The sequence below is a fragment of the Natronobiforma cellulositropha genome (assembly GCF_025629245.1).
Taxonomy (GTDB): domain Archaea; phylum Halobacteriota; class Halobacteria; order Halobacteriales; family Natrialbaceae; genus Natronobiforma; species Natronobiforma cellulositropha.
Genome location: NZ_JANZXN010000027.1, coordinates 18,580 through 35,636, shown reverse-complemented (window position 1 = coordinate 35,636; position 17,057 = coordinate 18,580). Strand labels below are relative to the sequence as shown.

Here is a 17,057-nt window from a genome sequence, read left to right as displayed (position 1 = left end):
CCCACCGAAACCGCCGCGGCCGTACCGACGGATCCGATCTCGAGGGTGCCCGTTACGGCGACCGGTCGTCGCCCGAGGGGGCGCTCGCGTTCGGTGCCGATCGCCCGCGAGCGAGTGCGAGAAGCGCCGCGGTGGCCAGGAGGATGAGAGCTGTCCCGGCCGCCCCGATACCTGGCGTCCCGTCCGCCGCCTGGTCGCGCTCGTCGTCACCGGCCGTCTCGGAGGCGCTGTCGTCGTCCCTGTCGGCCTCGTCGTCGCCAGCGCTCCCGTTCTCGAGGCTCGAGCCGGTTCCCTCGTCGAGGCCGATCGCGAACGCGGAGAACCCGTCGGACGTCGCCTCGAACACGTACTCGTCCGGGCGAGTGTCGACGAGATCCGTCTCGAGCGCCGTCCACCCCCCGTCGTAGTGGTAGACGGTAACGCCGGTTGGGCCCTCGTGTTCGCCGATGGCATCGGTCGGGACCGTCACTTCGAACGTCGCGGAGTCGAGCGCGTCGCCAAAGGTCGTTTCGACGGAGAGGTACGCGAGCGCGCGGCTCGACGTCGTCGCGTCGAGACCGGCCGTGTTGCTCGAGAGGCCCTCGAGAGTCGGCTGTTGTGAGATCGTTATCGAGCCGTCGAGCTCGTCGACGGGTTCCATCGTGATGCGCTCGAGGGTGGCCCCGGATCCGTCACCCCGGTCGGCGTTCGTCGTCAGTCCGCCATCGAACCGGAGTTCGATCGTCGAATTCGCCCCTGCGGTCACGTAGAGCGTGGCCGTCGAAGCGCCAGTTTCTGCGTGTCGTCTGGGGGTAACCAGGGCGCTGATGTCACTGCCGATAATCCGAACGCTCCGGACATCCCCGTCGACGCTTCCCCGGCTGGATCCATCGCTCGTGCTCGATTCCTGCTCGGGGTCTACGACCTCGACGGTCTCGCTGGCGGTGTCGCTCGCACTCGAGACGGTCACGATTCCGGTCCCGACGTCAGCGCCGGTGCTCTCCCACACGAGCGTAACGTCGGTGGAGTCGCCGCTGCCGAGTGTGACCGCTTCGGTATCCCGAACCTCGTCGTCGAAGTCGGTGTCGCGCAGCTCGATGGTCCGGTCGACTCCGGCTGCCGCCCAGTTGGTGACGGTGACGGTGACCTCGAGTGACTCGCCTGCTTCGATCGGCGAATTCGTCTCGGTGATGGCCACGCTGTAGACGGGACCGGTGTCTTCCCAGGCGAGTGCGGGGTAGGCGTCGGTGGCGTGCCAGGTGTCCGTGAACGCGAATCCAGCCACGTACTCGGTGGCGTTCACGCGGGTCATCTGGGCGGTCTCGAGACCGGTTCCGCCACTCGAGTCGGGCTGGCCGGTGGTCTGGGTGTCCCAGTAGGAGTCCGTCACCTCGCCGTTGTTGGTGCCGACGAGTCCGCCGACGCTCCCGGCGGTGTCGCCCTCGTTCACCTCGCCGGTCGCGTACGACCGTTCGATCGTCCCGTCGGGTTCGGACCCGGTCGAGGCGATGTTGTCTCCAACCAGCCCGCCGACAGACCCGTCACCACGGACGTCGGCGAGCGCGTACGAGTCGGAGACGAGTGCTCCGTACCCGTTCGTCCCGACCAGCCCGCCGACCTGCTGACCCCCGCGGACGTCGCCGGTCACGTACGACCGTACGACGGTACCGTAGTTCGAGCCGACGATCCCGCCGGTGCCCGCTCCGCCCACGATAGCCGCGTTTACCAGACCGACGTCGCGCACCTCGCCCTCCTGGTCGGGACCGCCGATGCCGGAGAACAGGCCGACGAAGCTCTCTCCCGGTCGGTCGATCGTCAGGGTCTCGATGACGTGGCCGTCGCCGTCGAACACGCCCGCGAACTCGGTCGATGCGGCGTTGCCCGCACCGATCGGATCGAAGCCCTTCTCGCCGTTCGCGTTCTCGCCAGCGACCGCGTCGTAGCCCGGCGTGTCCTCGTCCAGGTCGGTCGCGAGCACGAAGTTCGCATCCAGATTCTCGCGCACGTTCTCGAGGTGGTACCAGGTCTCGATCCGGTAGGGCGCTCCCTCACCGTCGCCGTCGGCGTACAGGCTCGCACTCGGGCCAGGCATCTGCTGGTTGGCCTGCAACACCGGGTAGAAGATGGTGTATCCGTCGTCGGGATCGTCAGCGGCGACCGTCCACGTGTCGGCGAAGTCGAATCCGTCCATGGCGTCCGTGGCGCGGTCGCCGGTCATCTCGTAGGTGGTGAAACCGGTGCCACCGTCGGAATCGGACTGACCGGTCGTCTGCGTGTCCCAGTACGAATCGGAGACGGTGCCGCCGTCGTTCGATCCGACGAGACCGCCGCCATCGTTCGATCCATCGACGCTCCCCGTCGCGTAGGAGTTCTCGACCGTTCCCTCGTTGACGCCGACGACTCCACCCAGGTCAGTGCCACCGTCGAGGTCGACGTGGCTGACGGACTCAGTTATCGTCCCGGCGCTACTCCCGACGATCCCACCGTGTGTGTGGAAGCTCGCGGACGAATCACCCGAGACCGTCGTTTTCGCCACCGTCCCAGAGTGAATCTCACCGACCGCCCCTCCGACCACTGACCTCCCACTCACGCCGATTTCGAGGGTGGCGTTGGTGATCGAGACCCCCATCCCGTACCCAACTACTCCCCCAACCGCCGTGTGACCGGAGACCGATCCCTGAACCGAGACGTCCGAGACGTCCGTAAAGACGGCGTACCCGACGAGCCCACCCGTGTCGAAGATGCCACCAGAAATGTCGGCCGATTCGAGGTGAACGTTCGTGATCTCCGCGCGGTCGGTGCCGCCGAACAGGCCGACCTGATCCTCGTCGCTGTCGACGACCAGATTCGAAATCGTGTAGCCGTTCCCGTCGAACGTCCCCTCGAACGGACTGTCCTGGCACTCTCCACCCTGGTTATCTTGGCACTCACCGATCGGCTCGAAGCCACCGTCCAGGTCGGCCACGACCGCGTCGTAGCCCAGCGTGTTCTCGCCGAGGTCGTTCACGAGCACGTAGTGGGCCTCGAGATCGTCGCGCACCCCGTCGAGGTCGTACCAGTCTCGCACCGACTCGAACTCGTCGACCCCGAACGCCTCGAGTTGGGTCTGTCGCTCGAGCGCGCCCAGAATCGGGTAGCTGTCCGCGCTCGCGTCCGCGTCGTCCTCGCTGACGGTCTCCCAGGTGTCGTCACCGTTGTCGAGTCCGAAGTCCGCTGCGAAGGACTCCTCGAGATCGTCACCGGTCATCTCGGCGGTCGAGAGCGGCGTGCCAGCACCGCTCTCGTCTTCGGCTTCGTCCAGTCCGGCTTCCGAATCCCAGTAGGAGTCAGTGACGGTGCCGTCCCAATGATCTCCGACGAGGCCGCCCACCCTGTCAGAGCCGTTTACGTCGCCGGTCGCGTACGACGTCTCGATAGTGCCGCCCAAGTGATGCCCGACGAGACCACCCACCCTGTCAGGGCCGTTTACGTCGCCGGTCGCGTACGACGTCTCGATAGAGCCGAGTGAGAATTGTCCGACGAGACCACCCACACGGCCACTGGAACCGTCGACGGTACCGGTAGCATACGACTCCTCGATGACTCCCCCATGGAAGGTCCCGGCGAAGCCGCCCACATACCCGTCGGCGGTGACGTCACTAGTTGCGTACGACGCCGAAATTGTCCCGCCATTGCCGTGAGCTCCAACGAAGCCGCCCACGTACTGGTCGGCGGTGACGTTGCCGGTCGTGTACGACGCCGAGATTGTCCCGCTGTTGTGAGATCCAACGAGGCTGCCCACGTACACGTACCCAGTGACATCCACGTCGACCAGTCCAACGTTCTCGATAGTCGCGCCATCGGTCCTTCCGAATAGGCCGACGCGGTGCTCGTCATCGCGGTCGATAACGAGGTTCGAAATCACGAATCCGTCGCCGTCGAACGTCCCCGTAAACTCGTCGGGGAACTCGCCGATCGGCTCGAAGCCGTCGCCGCCGTTCCACCCCTCGGTCGCACTCGCATCGATGTCGCTCACGAGCAGGTAGTCCGCGTCGAGCCCCGGTCCGTGGTCGTCGTCGCCGATACACTGTAACTGATCCAGGTTCGCAACTTCGTAGACACCGTCGCCGTTCTGCGCGAAGCCGACCTCGGTACAGTCGGGGGCTGACGCAGCCACGGGTGTTCCAGAGACGAGCACAGCCACCATCCCGAAGACGAGGACCAACACCCCGACACCGAGCACCCGTCTCATCGACCCTCCCAACCGTCCCACCGTCGTCCACCGTCTCCCCACCAAATCATTAGGTTCGTTAGAAAACTCACTCGAGAATATACTTTGCTATTAGAATCTGATCGGTTACACGGACTACGGTGGCCAGTAGTGGGAAACCGTGTCACTCGAGTCAGTTCCCTCGGATGAGCCTCGACTGTCGAAACGGACGGTCCATTTGCTGTCGGTGGAGTTGTCGTACCGGACGGGCTGGGCAGGGAAGATTTCGAACGCTCGAGGGAATGCCGATCACTCGAGCGAGGTCGATCGGCCGGTCATCGTCTCGATCTCGAGTTCGACGATCGTAAGTTCGATATCTTCGATCGCCTCGTCGAAGACACGGGCAGGTGTGAAATCACGGTTGATGGTAGCGGTATCGAATCGGTCGTGCGCCGATTTGGGAACCTCGTTGAGCCGCCCGGTGACGAGAATGCTCCACGACTCGAGTTCGTCTGGACTCGTCGTCGGCTCGGTGTCGTACAGGACGAAGCTCGCCGTCTCGGTCGTCTCCAGAAACTCCCGTTTCTTGCTTTCTCCCGTACTTCCGAGGCGAAAGTAGAGGTTCTCCCCATCGTAGAAGTACGCCAGTGGAATCGCGTACGTGTCGCTGTCCTTCGAGAGGGAGAGTACACCGGTCTGGGACGTACGCAACCGTTCGTCGACCGTGGCATCGTCCATACCATAGGTGTACGCGTATTCGACGTGGTCCATAGTGCTTCTAAACGGATGCGAGGCATAAGGGTGTCTGACCGGGTATAACTCGAAACAAACGATGTGAAGGCGTTTCCGGACGCGAGTGGTTCGTCTCTCCAGTGACTGTCAGAAACTGCGTGCCAATAGAGAGTATGCAGCATTCGACCACTGTCGGGTTCGGCTCGCCGCTGGTGAACCACTCGTCCGGACGCCCCCCTGCTACACCTCGATTGTGTCGACGTTCGAAACTTCGAGACTGCCCGATAGTTCCGTATTGTTGTATGGCATGTCGAGTCCCTCGGCATCGAAGCGTTCCTTGACTGCCTCGATGAACTCCGCGCGAACCGCCCCGTAGCTGCTCTCGTTCGGGTCGATCCAGATGCGTCCCGAGAGGACGACCGCCGAGTCCCCCAGTTCCGTGACGGGAGCGGAGGGCTCAGGGTCGTCCAGGACGCCATCGATGTTTGCCCCCTCCGAGATGATGGCCTCACGCGCCTGTTTGATGTCATCATCGTATCCGATACCGAAGCCGATCGACATCCGCCGTGTCTCGTTTGCCACGTGGTTTACCACCGCGGCGTTTGCGAGATCGTCATTTGGGACTGTGACCAGTTCGTTGTCGAACGTTTCCAGCTTCGTTACCCGTAACTGAACCTCGCGAACGACACCACTGTTGCCGTCCCACTCGATCCAGTCACCGATCGTGAAGGGTTTGTCCTGAATAATGAACACACCGGCAACGAAGTTGGCGATCAGCCCCTGAGCAGCGAAGCCGATCGCGAGCGCGAGCGCCCCCGCCAGGATTGCAAACGCCGAGAGAATAACACCGAATCCGGCCACCGTCGCGGCGAGGGCAACGGAAACGATGGCGGTGAACACGACAGTGATACTCACGGTGAGGCTCACGAGCGCCTCGTCGAAGTTGCGCTGTCTGAGTCCTGCCTCGACCGTCCGGGTCAAGAAATATTTCCCGAGCAGATAGATCAGGATGAATGAGACGACGAACAGGACAATTGTCACAGCCGCGTCGACGATAGCCGGCACGAAGTCCTGGAGGTCTATCGAGAGACCCTGCTGAAGTAGATTCATATCAAACATTATTGTACATTCTCATGCAATATTTATAAAACCAGCGTGAATCGCCGTCGCTCGAGTTACTCGTGAATACCCATCGCGGCGATCTGCTCCTGGTAGCGGTTTCGAATCGTGACCTCTGTGACCTGCGCGACTTCAGCGACTTCACGCTGGGTCTTCTTCTTGTTACAGAGGAGGGCTGCGGCATAGATGGCAGCGGCGGCGTAGCCTGTTGGCGATTTCCCCGACAACATTCCTTTCTCGGCCGTCGTATCGATGATCTCGTTGGCCTTCGACTGCACCTCTTCGGGAAGCTCGAGTTCGGAACAGAAGCGAGGGACGTACTTCTTGGGATCGACAGGTTCCATCCCGAGGGTCAGTTCCTGTGAGATGTAGCGGTAGGTTCGTCCGATCTCCATCCGGTCGACTCGTGAGACGGCTGCAATTTCGTCGAGAGAGCGTGGGATCCCTTCCAGCCGACAGGCTGCGTACAGCGTACTGGTAGCCACGCCTTCGATCGAGCGTCCCCGGATGAGGTCCTCATCGAGTGCGCGTCGGTAGAGGACGCTCGCAACCTCTCGGACGGAGCGGGGAACGCCGAGGGCAGACGCCATCCGATCTGTCTCGGAGAGCGCAAACTGGAGGTTTCGTTCACCAGCATCCTTCGTCCGGATCCGTTCCTGCCACTTCCGCAGGCGGTTCATCTGGCTGCGCTTCTCCGAGGAGAGAGAGCGCCCGTAGGCGTCTTTGTTCTTCCAGTCGATCGAGGTCGTCAGTCCTTTGTCGTGCATCGTCTGGGTCGTCGGCGCCCCGACGCGTGATTTGCTGTCGCGCTCGGCTGCGTTGAACGCCCGCCATTCCGGCCCTCGGTCGATCGTCTCCTCTTCTAAAATCAGTCCACAGTCCTCACAACTGACTTCGCTCCCATCCGCACTTCTCGTGAGCGACGTCGAATCACACTCGGGACAGGTTCGAACACCCTCTTGTTCTGTGGTTTCGTGCGCTGTTTCAGTATCACGCTCTTTCTGCCGGGGAAGGCGTTCCATTACCTATAGCAAAACGTTCTACAGGGTTAAACACTGGGTACGATCGTACACTGCTCGTTGTCCCAGTTCTTCGCCGTTCCCTGAACCGTATCCGCTCGCCTTCCTGCACCATCGTCTGCTGACTCGCCGTCGATACGGTCGACGCTGACGGTCGATCGTTCTTGGGGAGGCTGTAAATCGCCTTTCAGCGTTGGGTGACTGTCAAGAATTAACTTCGAATCATCTCTTGGTGGAATCTCATACGTTGGGTTTTACGCAGCAAGTGAGTGAACGTTATGTCGTGAGTGTTAATATGAGAAGACTGAAGGGATGACAACCGATTTCCCGGATATGAATCAGTCAGATCGATTTTTATCGGGCCAGGTGGCTCGGTGGGTACTCATCTGTGTGGTGAGTCTGGGAGGTGTGTTGCTGGTGGCGATGGGGGGTTTCGCTGCCGAAGCCGGCCCACCCGACTGTAGTGGGGTCGACTTCGAACAGGACAGCGACGGGTATTACGAGGTCGAGACCCTGAGCCAGTTACAGTGTATCGAGGACGAGGGGCTCGATCACGACTACGTGCTCGTCGAGGACATCGACGCGAGCGAGACTGAAGACTGGAACGAGGGAGATGGCTTTGAGCCGATTGGTGACAGTGCTGATAACTCGTGGACAGAAGGGAACGAGACAGTCAACGGCACGTTCGACGGCAACGGCCGGACGATTGCCAATCTGACCATCGACCGCGATGAAGCTGACTTCGTGGGGCTGTTCGGCGTCATCGGGTCCGAGGGCACGGTTTCGGACCTTACACTCGAGTCTGCGACGGTTACAGGGAACGATCGTGTTGGCGGCCTCAGCGGTCAGAACTGGGGAACGGTTTCGAATCTCACACTCGAGTCTGCGACAGTTACGGGGAACGACGATGTAGGCGGTCTCATCGGTGAGAATCGAGGAACGGTTTCGGACGTTTCCACGAGCACCGATGTAGCGGGTTCAGGGACGATCGGTGGTGTTATAGGAAATAATTTCGAGGGAACCATTACTGGGGCAACCGTCAAGGGAGCAGTCTTTTCTAAGCAAGATGTGGGGAACCCTCGTGTTGGCGGGATCGTTGGCTATCACCATAGTAGCTCCAGTATCGATTCGAGTTCGTTTACGAACGGAACGGTTGATGGGGAGAACGAAAATATCGGCGGTATCGCTGGCTATGCCGACGGCAGTCCGATCACGAACTCGAGTGCGAACGGCACGATTGGAAACGAGGATGCAGATTCGGTCGGTGGGTTAGCCGGTAGACATTTCGGCGACCTCTCTGATTCGTACTCCACGGCCACCGTCCGCGGGAACGACACGGTAGGTGGTGTCATCGGTGACGCTGTGAGTAGTGACATCGAGCGAACGTACGCAGTCGGGGAAGTCGACGGGGATGGAGACGATGTCGGCGGTCTCGTCGGGGTTGGTGCGACCGGTCTCGGATCCCATTTCAACATCCAGAACTCCTACTGGGACACCGAAACGACCGGGGTGAGCAAATCCTTCGACAGCGATGAGGGTGAACCTGTCACCGACGACGAGTACGGACTCACCACGGACGAGATGACCGGCGCGAACGCCCCGAAGAACATGGACGGCTTCGGATTCCCGGACGGTGACGATCGCTGGCACGCCGTCGAAGACGACTATCCCGTCCTCTCGTACGAGGACACCGACCCCGTCTACGGCGTGGAGATTACCAGCACGAACTCGGCAATCGACGAGGGTGAGACACTCGAGGTGGACGCCACCGTCACAAACTTGGGCTCAGACGGGGGCGAACAATCCATCGAACTGCGGGACTTCGACGGCGACGAGGTGGACACCGATGAGGTGACCCTCGAGAGCGGCGAGGACATCGAGCTCAGACTCGAGTGGGGCACCGAGGAGGACGAGGGTGGTCTCGACGACGTGACGGTTGCGAGTGAGAACGACACTGACACCCGGGCAGTGTCCGTCGGCGCTGGTGATGTGATTCCACAGTGCCAGACCATCGATACTGCGGGGGCGTACGAACTGACCGACGGCATCGAAACGAGCGATGAATGCATCGAAATCGAGGCTGATGACGTCTCCCTCGACGGCAACGATCACACGATCTCGGGCAGTGGCACGGGTATCGTCGTGAACGGCCACTCCAACGTCACCATCACGAACGTCACCCTCAGCGGATTGGACGTCGGCATCGAGATGACTGACATTGAGGGCGCGACCGTCGAGCACACCACCGTCGAGGAGAGCGACGAGTCCGGACTCGTATTCGAGAGCGTTCGAGACACCACGATCGCCAACAATACCGTCGAGAAGAGTGCTACCAGTGGTATACACCTCGCGGACGCTACAGACACAGCCATCGAGAACAACACGCTCAGGGAAAACGACGAAAACGGGATGTACGTCGTGGACTCCGAGGAGCTAGTCGTTTCGGGGAACGAGGTCGTGGACAACGGTGAGGATGACGAGGACGAACTGTCGCATCACGTCGAAGATGCGGGTATCTACCTCTCGGGAACCGCAGACAGCCAGATCGAGGCAAACAATCTCACAGCCAACGCCCAGGCTGCACTGTTCCTCGAAGAGTCAAGTACTGATAATCATATTCTGGGCAACGTCGTTAACGTATCAGTCAGTGGTGGGAGCGAGCGTTGGAGAGGGATTACAATTGAGGAGTCTTCAGGGAACGTAATTTCCGATTCGGTGATTACGAGTAGTGAGCAAGTTTATTTGGGTGAACATGGCGAGGATCTCATCTACGTTGACAGCGCAGAGACAGTTGTCACGGATAACAAAATCTACGGGCATGCACGTGTTGGCATCGATATTCGTGGTGAGTCGAATACTGTCGACAATAATTCCATCGCTGGTTCGTTTCATCACAGCGACACTCAAAATGGCCACGCAATACGAGTTTCCGGTACTGGTGAGGACTGGTCGGTGACGAACAACTCGCTCACCAACGCGGAAATTTTAAACCCCGAACGCGCAGGAATAGCCATCATCGGCGATCAAACCGTCGAGATTCAAAATAACACCGGGACAAAAGTAGATAGTGACCTGAGTACTGACCCGGGTACTGACCTGGAACTCACCCACGTCGAGCAGTTCGTCGAAAACCAACAGGTCACGACACCGGCAGGCGATACGACGGTGACGTTCACTGGGGCGGACCTGCGTCTCGATGGGATGGATGAGCAACCGGCCACCGAGAGCCCCGATGATGTCGAATCAACCGGCTACTACTTCAGGGTCGACGAGAGTGGCAGCCAGTTCGGATACATGGATCTCGAACTTGCCTACAACGAGAGTGACCTGCAGATCGACGAGACCGTTATTCCCGAGACGTTCTCGCTCTGGCGACTCGATGGCGGCGAGTGGGAACAGATCGAGGACTCCGATGTGGATGCCGACGAACAAGTCGTCACCGGCAACGTCACGGAGGAGGGGACAATCGGCGTCTTCGGCGAGCAGGCCTTCGCCGACGGTAACGGCAGTGCCGACGATCCGTTCATCATCGAAGACTGGGAGCACCTCGACAACGTTCGGCTCACCCCCGACTCGAGCTTCACGCTCGCGAACGACCTCGACTCGGGGACCGATGGATACGACGACGTGGCTGCAGCGAGCGCAAACGATGGCGATGGGTTCGAGCCAGTTGGTGACGATGCTGACCAGTTCGAGGGCACGTTCGACGGGGATGGACACGTCATCGAGAACCTCACTGTCAGGGGAACTGATGATGCGGGACTCTTCGGAACAGTGGGTGGTTCCGACGGAACTGGCCAGGTTCGAAACGTCAGCGTCGTGAACGTCTCGGTATCGGGCGATGATCGCGTCGGTGGAATCGTCGGCTTTAACGCTAACGGCGTCGTTGAGAATGCGAACGTCCACGGGGACGTCTCAGGAGGACAAGGAGTCGGTGGCCTAGTCGGCATAAACGATGGAGAGCTCACGCATTCGTACGCCACCGGCGACGTCGACGGCGATGAGTCTGTGGGCGGGCTCGTCGGCCAGAACTACCAAACTGTGAGTGAATCGTACGCCACTGGCAGTGTTAACGGCTCTACTGCTGTCGGAGGTCTCGTCGGCTACAACGACGGCGAGGTGAATGAATCGTACGCCACCGGAAGTGTCGAGTGCTCTCAGACGTGTCTCGGGCTCATCGCCTTCAACGACGGCGATGTAGCGGATTCGTACTGGGACAGTGAAACGACCGGCCAGGACGAATCCGCCGGGAGCGACGATGAGTACGGCCTGAGGACCGACGAGATGACCGGAACGAACCCCACCGAGTACATGGACGGCTTCTCGTTCCCCGACGGTGACGGCACCTGGCACGCAACGGACTCCTACCCCATTCTCGCGTGGGAGGACACCGACCCCTTCTTCGGGGTGAATATTACCGAGACGAACTCGCCCGTCGACGAGGGGGACGTCTTAGCGGTGACGGTCGACGCCACCAACTGGGGAGCAGACGGCGAGGGCCCCATCGAACTACTGGACGTCGAGGGTGGCGAAGTGGACTCGGAAGACGTCGCACTCGAGAGCGGCGACTCAGACGAATTAAGTCTCGAGTGGGAAACCGAAGTCACCGACGCTGGCTCCGGGGACGTGACCGTTGCGAGCCAGAACGAGACGGTCACCCAGGCGGTTACCATCGAAATCCACCCGATACTCGAGGACTGTCGGGTCATCGACCAGTCGGGCGAGTACGAACTGGGAGCGGATATCGACGCTAGCGGGACGTGCATCGAAATAACCGCTGACGACGTCACCCTCGACGGGAACGATCACGCGATCAATGGTGGCGAGACGGGTATCCTCGTCAGTGGAGCCAGTATCGTCACCATCACGAACGTCACGGTCACCGACAGTGCGACCGACGGCATCGTCCTCGATGGTGTCGACGGGGCGACCGTCGAGAACAATACCGTCACGGATAGCGGTCGGTACGGAATCTATCTCGAGGACTCGACAGACGTAGTCGTCTCGGGGAACGACCTCGTCGACAACGGTGATGGCGAGTACCGAGAATTGTACCCGAGAGAGGACGAGGTCGATGGACCAGCGGATTCGGGAATCGCACTCTGGGGGACCACACACAGCCTCGTCGAGGCGAACACTATGACCGGCAACGACCGGTTCGGAATCAGCGCCGTGCAGTCAAGTCACAACGAGTATCTCGACAACGTCGTCGAGGTCGAGGGCGCCAACAGCGGTGGTGGAATCCATCTGGGAGCGGGCTCCTCCGATAACACGATTTCTGGGTCGACGATTACGGTGACGTCGGGCACGGTATCCGTCGATTGGGACTCGAATCTCATCTACGTGGTGACGGGTGAGAACAATGTCGTTACGGACAACGAACTCGACGGCGAGCGGACTCGGGGCATCTTTATCCAACTCTCGTCGAATGCCGTCGTCGAGAATAACACCATCGCGGGTTCGTATGGGCACGGGATTCAAATTGATCAGAGAGATGCGTTAGCTCATCCTATACTTGGATTCTATGCGGCTACTCCGGGCCCGGCGACGGTGGCGAACAACTCGATCGAGGACGTCGCAGTGGAAACAAGAGACTTTTCGAGCAATGAGGTTGGCGCTTCTGGACTCTATCTTTACAGCGACCACGCCGTCGAGACACGGAACAACACCGGCACAGAATCAGGGCCCGACATACAAATTGGGCTATCTGAGCAGTCCGTCGAGAATCAGTCGATTTCGACCAGTGCTGGCGAGACGACGATATCGTTCGAGGGTGAGAATCTGGTACTGGACGGCCTCGAGGAGCCACCGAACCCCGAGCGCCCCGACGGTCTCGCATCAACCGGCTACTACGTCGAGATCGAGGATTTCGTATTTGAAAACGACAGGTTCGATGAATTCACCGGTACGTACGACGCGAGCTTCGAGAATCTCGAACTCGCCTACAACGAGACGCTGCTCACGACTGGAGACACCATTGATCCCGAGACGCTCTCGCTTTGGCAACTCGACGGCGAGGAGTGGGAAGAGATCGATGACTCCGGTGTCGACACTGACGAACAGGTCGTCACCGGGAACGTCATGGGGTCCGGGACGATCGGTGTCTTCGGTGAGGAGCCACCGCTCGTCGATCTCGACGTCGACGACGTGACCATCGAGCAAGGCGAGCCACTCGAGGTCGACCTCGAAAACGCGAAAGATTCGATCGGGGACCCGTATGATGACGAGAACGAAGTTACGTTCGAGGCTGACGCCTTCGACGAGCCACTCTCGATGAACGTCACGTTCGATGACGGGGAGGCGAGCGACGTCGAACTCCTCGATGCAGATGAGACGGCGGCCCTCTCAGCAGCGACCACGACCGTCGAAGTCGATACCGCGGGACAGGACCAGGCAGCGGAGTTCAACTTCACTGTCGAACCCGTCTTTGTTGACTTCGATGTCGCCGACGTGGCAATCGACCAGGGCGAACCACTCGAGGTCGACCTCGAGAACGCTACAGACGAGGCTGGTGATCCCTTCACCGGCATGGTTGACCTGGCGGGTGACGACATCGACGGACAGGCGCTTTCGGTCGACGACGTCGAGTTCGACGACTCCGGTGCGGTGGGCGGGATCGAATTACTCGATGCCCAGACGACGTGGGGAGTGTCTGCGGGCGAGTATCATGACCTCACCGTCGAGGCCGTCGATACCGATGTGGAGACCACGTTCGACGTCACCGTCGAGGAAGTCTTTGCTGACGGCGACGGCAGTGCTGACGATCCCTTCGTCATCGAAAACTGGGAGCACCTCGACAACGTCCGGAACGAACTGGATGCGAACTTCACACTCGGGGCTGACCTCGACGAGCAGACTGACGGCTACGACGACGTGGCGAGTGAGACGGCCAACGACGGCGATGGCTTCGACCCGATCGCTGACTTCGACGGCGAGTTCAACGGCGCGAACAACACCATCGAGGATCTCTACATCAACCGGTCGGACGAAGACCGCGTCGGCTTGTTCGCCTCGACGGAGGAGAACGCCGAGATTCGGGACCTCCAGCTGGAGAACGTGGACGTGACCGGAGAGGGTGGTGGCCCTGACGACGGTGTTGGGAGTCTCGTCGGGTTCAATGAGGGAGACATCACGAACGTGTCTACCACCGGCGATGTCTATGGCGACGAAGCCGTGGGCGGCCTCGTCGGCTGGAACCACTATGGAGGCGATATGAGCGAGTCGTACGCGACGGGCAACGTCTCCGGCGACAACAGAGTGGGCGGCCTCGTCGGGCGGACCTATGGCGAGGTGAGCGAGTCGTACGCGACGGGCAACGTGGAGGGCGAAGAAAGAGTGGGCGGCCTCGTCGGGGAGAACCGTGGCGAGGTGAGCGAGTCGTACTCGACAGGCGTCGTGGAGGCCGACGGAGACGGCTATAGTCACGTGGGCGGCCTCGTCGGGCAGAACGCATGGGGCGATGTGAGCGACTCCTACTGGGACGTCGAAACGACCACCCAGTCTACCTCCGCCGGCTCCGATGACGAGTACGGCCTGACGACCGCCGAGATGACCGCCATCAACGCCACCGAGAACATGGAGGGCTTCGCGTTCCCCGACGGTGACGGCACCTGGCACGCGACGGACTCGTACCCCGCACTCGCCTGGGAAGACACCGACCCCTTCCACGAGGTGACCATCACCGACACCACCGCACCCGTCGAAGGGGGTGACTCCCTCGAGGTCACCGTGAGCGTCACTAACTGGGGCGCAGACGGTGAACAGCCGCTCACGCTGACGAGTGAGTCGGCCGCCGGTAACCTGGCCGAGACCGATCTTCGCCTCGACAGTGGCGATAGCGACGAGGAGGTCGAGATGATCTGGGACACAGCGCGCAGCGATGCCGGAGCACACACCCTCACCGTCTCGAGTCCGACCGACGCCGATACCCAGTCGGTAACGGTCGACGATCCACCACCATTGCCATCGCCGCCTGCACCCGCGGACATCTCCGTTACCGAGGCGACACTCGAGGAGATCGAACTCGAGGAGGGGGAGTCGGTGACGGTCAACGCGACGCTCGAGAACGACGGCGGGCGAGAAGGGGAGCAGACGATCTCCTTCTACGCTGCTGGCGACGAATTCGCGACTGAAACCGTTACCCTCGATAGTGGGTCGACGACGACGGTGACGGCGAACGAAACGTTCGATGAGTCAGGCGAGTACGAGATTAGCGTCGGCGACGTTACCGCGGGGACGGTGAGCGTCGAAGCCGAACGATCCGAGTTCACAATCATCGACGTAGATCGAGCGTTCGCCACACTCGACCCCGGTGAGGAGGAACGCGTGGTCGTCACCGTCGCCAACGACGGTGAGGGCGTAAGCGACGCAGACGTCACGCTCGACCTCGAAGGTGAAGCGCAGTCACAAACCCTCGAGGTAGACGCTGGAAGCGCCGACGGCGTCGAGTTCTCGCTGACCGCACCCGACGAAGAGGGCGAGTACGAGTACACCATTAGCGTCGGTGGCGAGGAAACAACCGAGACGGTAGTCGTCGAATCACCAGAACCATCTGACTCTGACGCCTCCAACTCAACGTTCACCCCGCAAGAGGCTGATGACGATGGCGACGGGCAACCCGGCTTTGGAATCCTCGTTACCCTCGCCTCCCTGGCGCTCTTATTGCTCATCGCGACACGGTTCAGACGACCGTAGACTTTCGAGAATTGAATCGAAAATAGTATCACCGCGTTCCAGTTCATCGAACGCGGCCACTCCACTTCCCCTATTTCGTCAGTTTCAACTCCTCGAGAAAGGCGCCGAACTCCCGCGGGCGATCGAAGCCCCGCCTCGTCGATCGGGCGCTCGAGTTCGTCCCGGACTGCCGGGACCGTCACGGGTCGCGCCAGGGTACAGATCGACTCGACCCGATCGATATGGGCGAAGTTGGAGAGCACGGAGGTGTCGAGAACCGTTGCGCCGTGGGGCGGCTCCATCACTCCAGGTTGCGAGCGGCGTCGATCTCCTCTCTCGCGGCGGCCATGGCCGTCGGGACCGGTTCGCAGTTCGACATCCTCCTCTCGGAGAATGTCGCGCATCTCGAATCGGTTCTTGCCGGCCAACCGGGCAGCAGTTCCCAGGGTGATATCTCCGTCGTCGTACAGCGACACCGCGGCGGCGATTCGATCCTCCTGGTTCCCGTCGAAGTACTCCCTGAGGACGTGGCGAATCGCGTCGCTCTCGTTTTCGAAAATGCCCGTCCAGATAGCGTTCCGGTACGGCAACCGTCCACCGCACAACGGACGCTGTCACCTCGAGTCCCGAGTCGTCCCATCACACGAGTGGGAGGAGGGATGCACCGTCGTAGCGGAAGAAGAACAAGTAGAGCTGGTAGGCGCCGGCGAGAGCGAGGAGGACGCCGGTGAGCCGAAGCAGCCGGGTGGGGTCGTTCGAGAGGGTGGATAGGAGGGTGAGCCGGCCGACGCTCGCCAGCAGTGTGACGAGAAGCAAGAGGGCGCTCATGCCGAGTGCGTAGCTGCCGAGGCCGACGACGATGCCTTCGGGTCCCTGGTTGAGCGAGAGGGTGGCGATGCTGAGGAACACCGGGGCGGTACAGCCGACGGCCGCCGCAGCGTAGACGACGCCGAAGCTGACGTACGAGGCGTACGACCGGCGGCGGCGAGGGAGCGGGACGGTGATCCACGAGCGGCTGGATGGGGAGATGGCGAGGGAGAGGCCGAGCCCGACGAGCAACGAGCCGACGACGAACTCGAGCAGCAGGAGGTTCCAGAGGAGGCGGCTCCCGAGCGTGAACAGGACGGCGATGACGGCGGCGTAGACGAGGGCGAAGCCGAGACAGACGCAGACGCTGACGACGAGCGCCTGTCGGAGCTGTGTGCCTGCGGTCCGCGAGTCGGATCCGGCGCCGATGAAGTAGGCGACGTAGCCGGGGAGCAAGGGGTACGAACAAGGTGAGAAGAACGTCAGGACGCCGGCACTGAGCGCGAGCGTCGCGAGCGAGGCGGTCTCGACCGACATTC

The 17,057-nt window shown here is 61.1% G+C and carries 6 protein-coding genes and 2 pseudogenes; 2 read left to right on the top strand and 6 right to left on the bottom strand.

All coding sequences use genetic code 11. From position 1 onward, the window contains the following. Window positions 1-52: 52 nt before the first annotated feature. The 4 genes from N0B15_RS12200 to N0B15_RS12185 form a co-directional block, all read right to left on the bottom strand. Window positions 53-4,210 (bottom strand): GLUG motif-containing protein, encoded by a 4,158-nt coding sequence (locus N0B15_RS12200; RefSeq protein ID WP_263019987.1) that lies wholly within the window; start codon window positions 4,208-4,210, stop codon window positions 53-55. 267 nt (window positions 4,211-4,477) lie between these two features. After that, window positions 4,478-4,939, bottom strand: a complete 462-nt coding sequence (locus N0B15_RS12195) for a pyridoxamine 5'-phosphate oxidase family protein (protein ID WP_263019986.1) — start codon at window positions 4,937-4,939, stop codon at window positions 4,478-4,480. A 201-nt stretch (window positions 4,940-5,140) separates the two neighbouring features. Then, window positions 5,141-6,010 (bottom strand): mechanosensitive ion channel family protein, encoded by an 870-nt coding sequence (locus tag N0B15_RS12190; protein WP_263019985.1) that lies wholly within the window; start codon window positions 6,008-6,010, stop codon window positions 5,141-5,143. Window positions 6,011-6,075: 65 nt separating this feature from the next. Continuing rightward, complete coding sequence (locus N0B15_RS12185; RefSeq protein ID WP_263019984.1) at window positions 6,076-7,041, bottom strand: transcription initiation factor IIB; 966 nt, start codon at window positions 7,039-7,041, stop codon at window positions 6,076-6,078. Window positions 7,042-7,350: 309 nt separating this feature from the next. On the opposite strand from N0B15_RS12185, the pseudogene N0B15_RS18360 reads away from it, so the two are divergent. Continuing rightward, a pseudogene (locus tag N0B15_RS18360) lies at window positions 7,351-8,268 on the top strand (GLUG motif-containing protein); the annotation flags it as partial. Window positions 8,269-8,400: 132 nt separating this feature from the next. Further along, window positions 8,401-15,732 (top strand): right-handed parallel beta-helix repeat-containing protein, encoded by a 7,332-nt coding sequence (locus tag N0B15_RS12180; RefSeq protein ID WP_263019983.1) that lies wholly within the window; start codon window positions 8,401-8,403, stop codon window positions 15,730-15,732. 407 nt (window positions 15,733-16,139) lie between these two features. Here the strand turns inward: N0B15_RS12180 and N0B15_RS12175 are convergent. Together N0B15_RS12175 and N0B15_RS12170 are read right to left on the bottom strand one after the other, a co-directional pair. Beyond that, a pseudogene (locus N0B15_RS12175) lies at window positions 16,140-16,187 on the bottom strand (hypothetical protein); the annotation flags it as partial. 163 nt (window positions 16,188-16,350) lie between these two features. After that, on the bottom strand, window positions 16,351-17,055 hold the full coding sequence (locus tag N0B15_RS12170) for a cytochrome c biogenesis CcdA family protein (protein ID WP_263019982.1): 705 nt from the start codon (window positions 17,053-17,055) through the stop codon (window positions 16,351-16,353). Window positions 17,056-17,057: the final 2 nt, after the last annotated feature.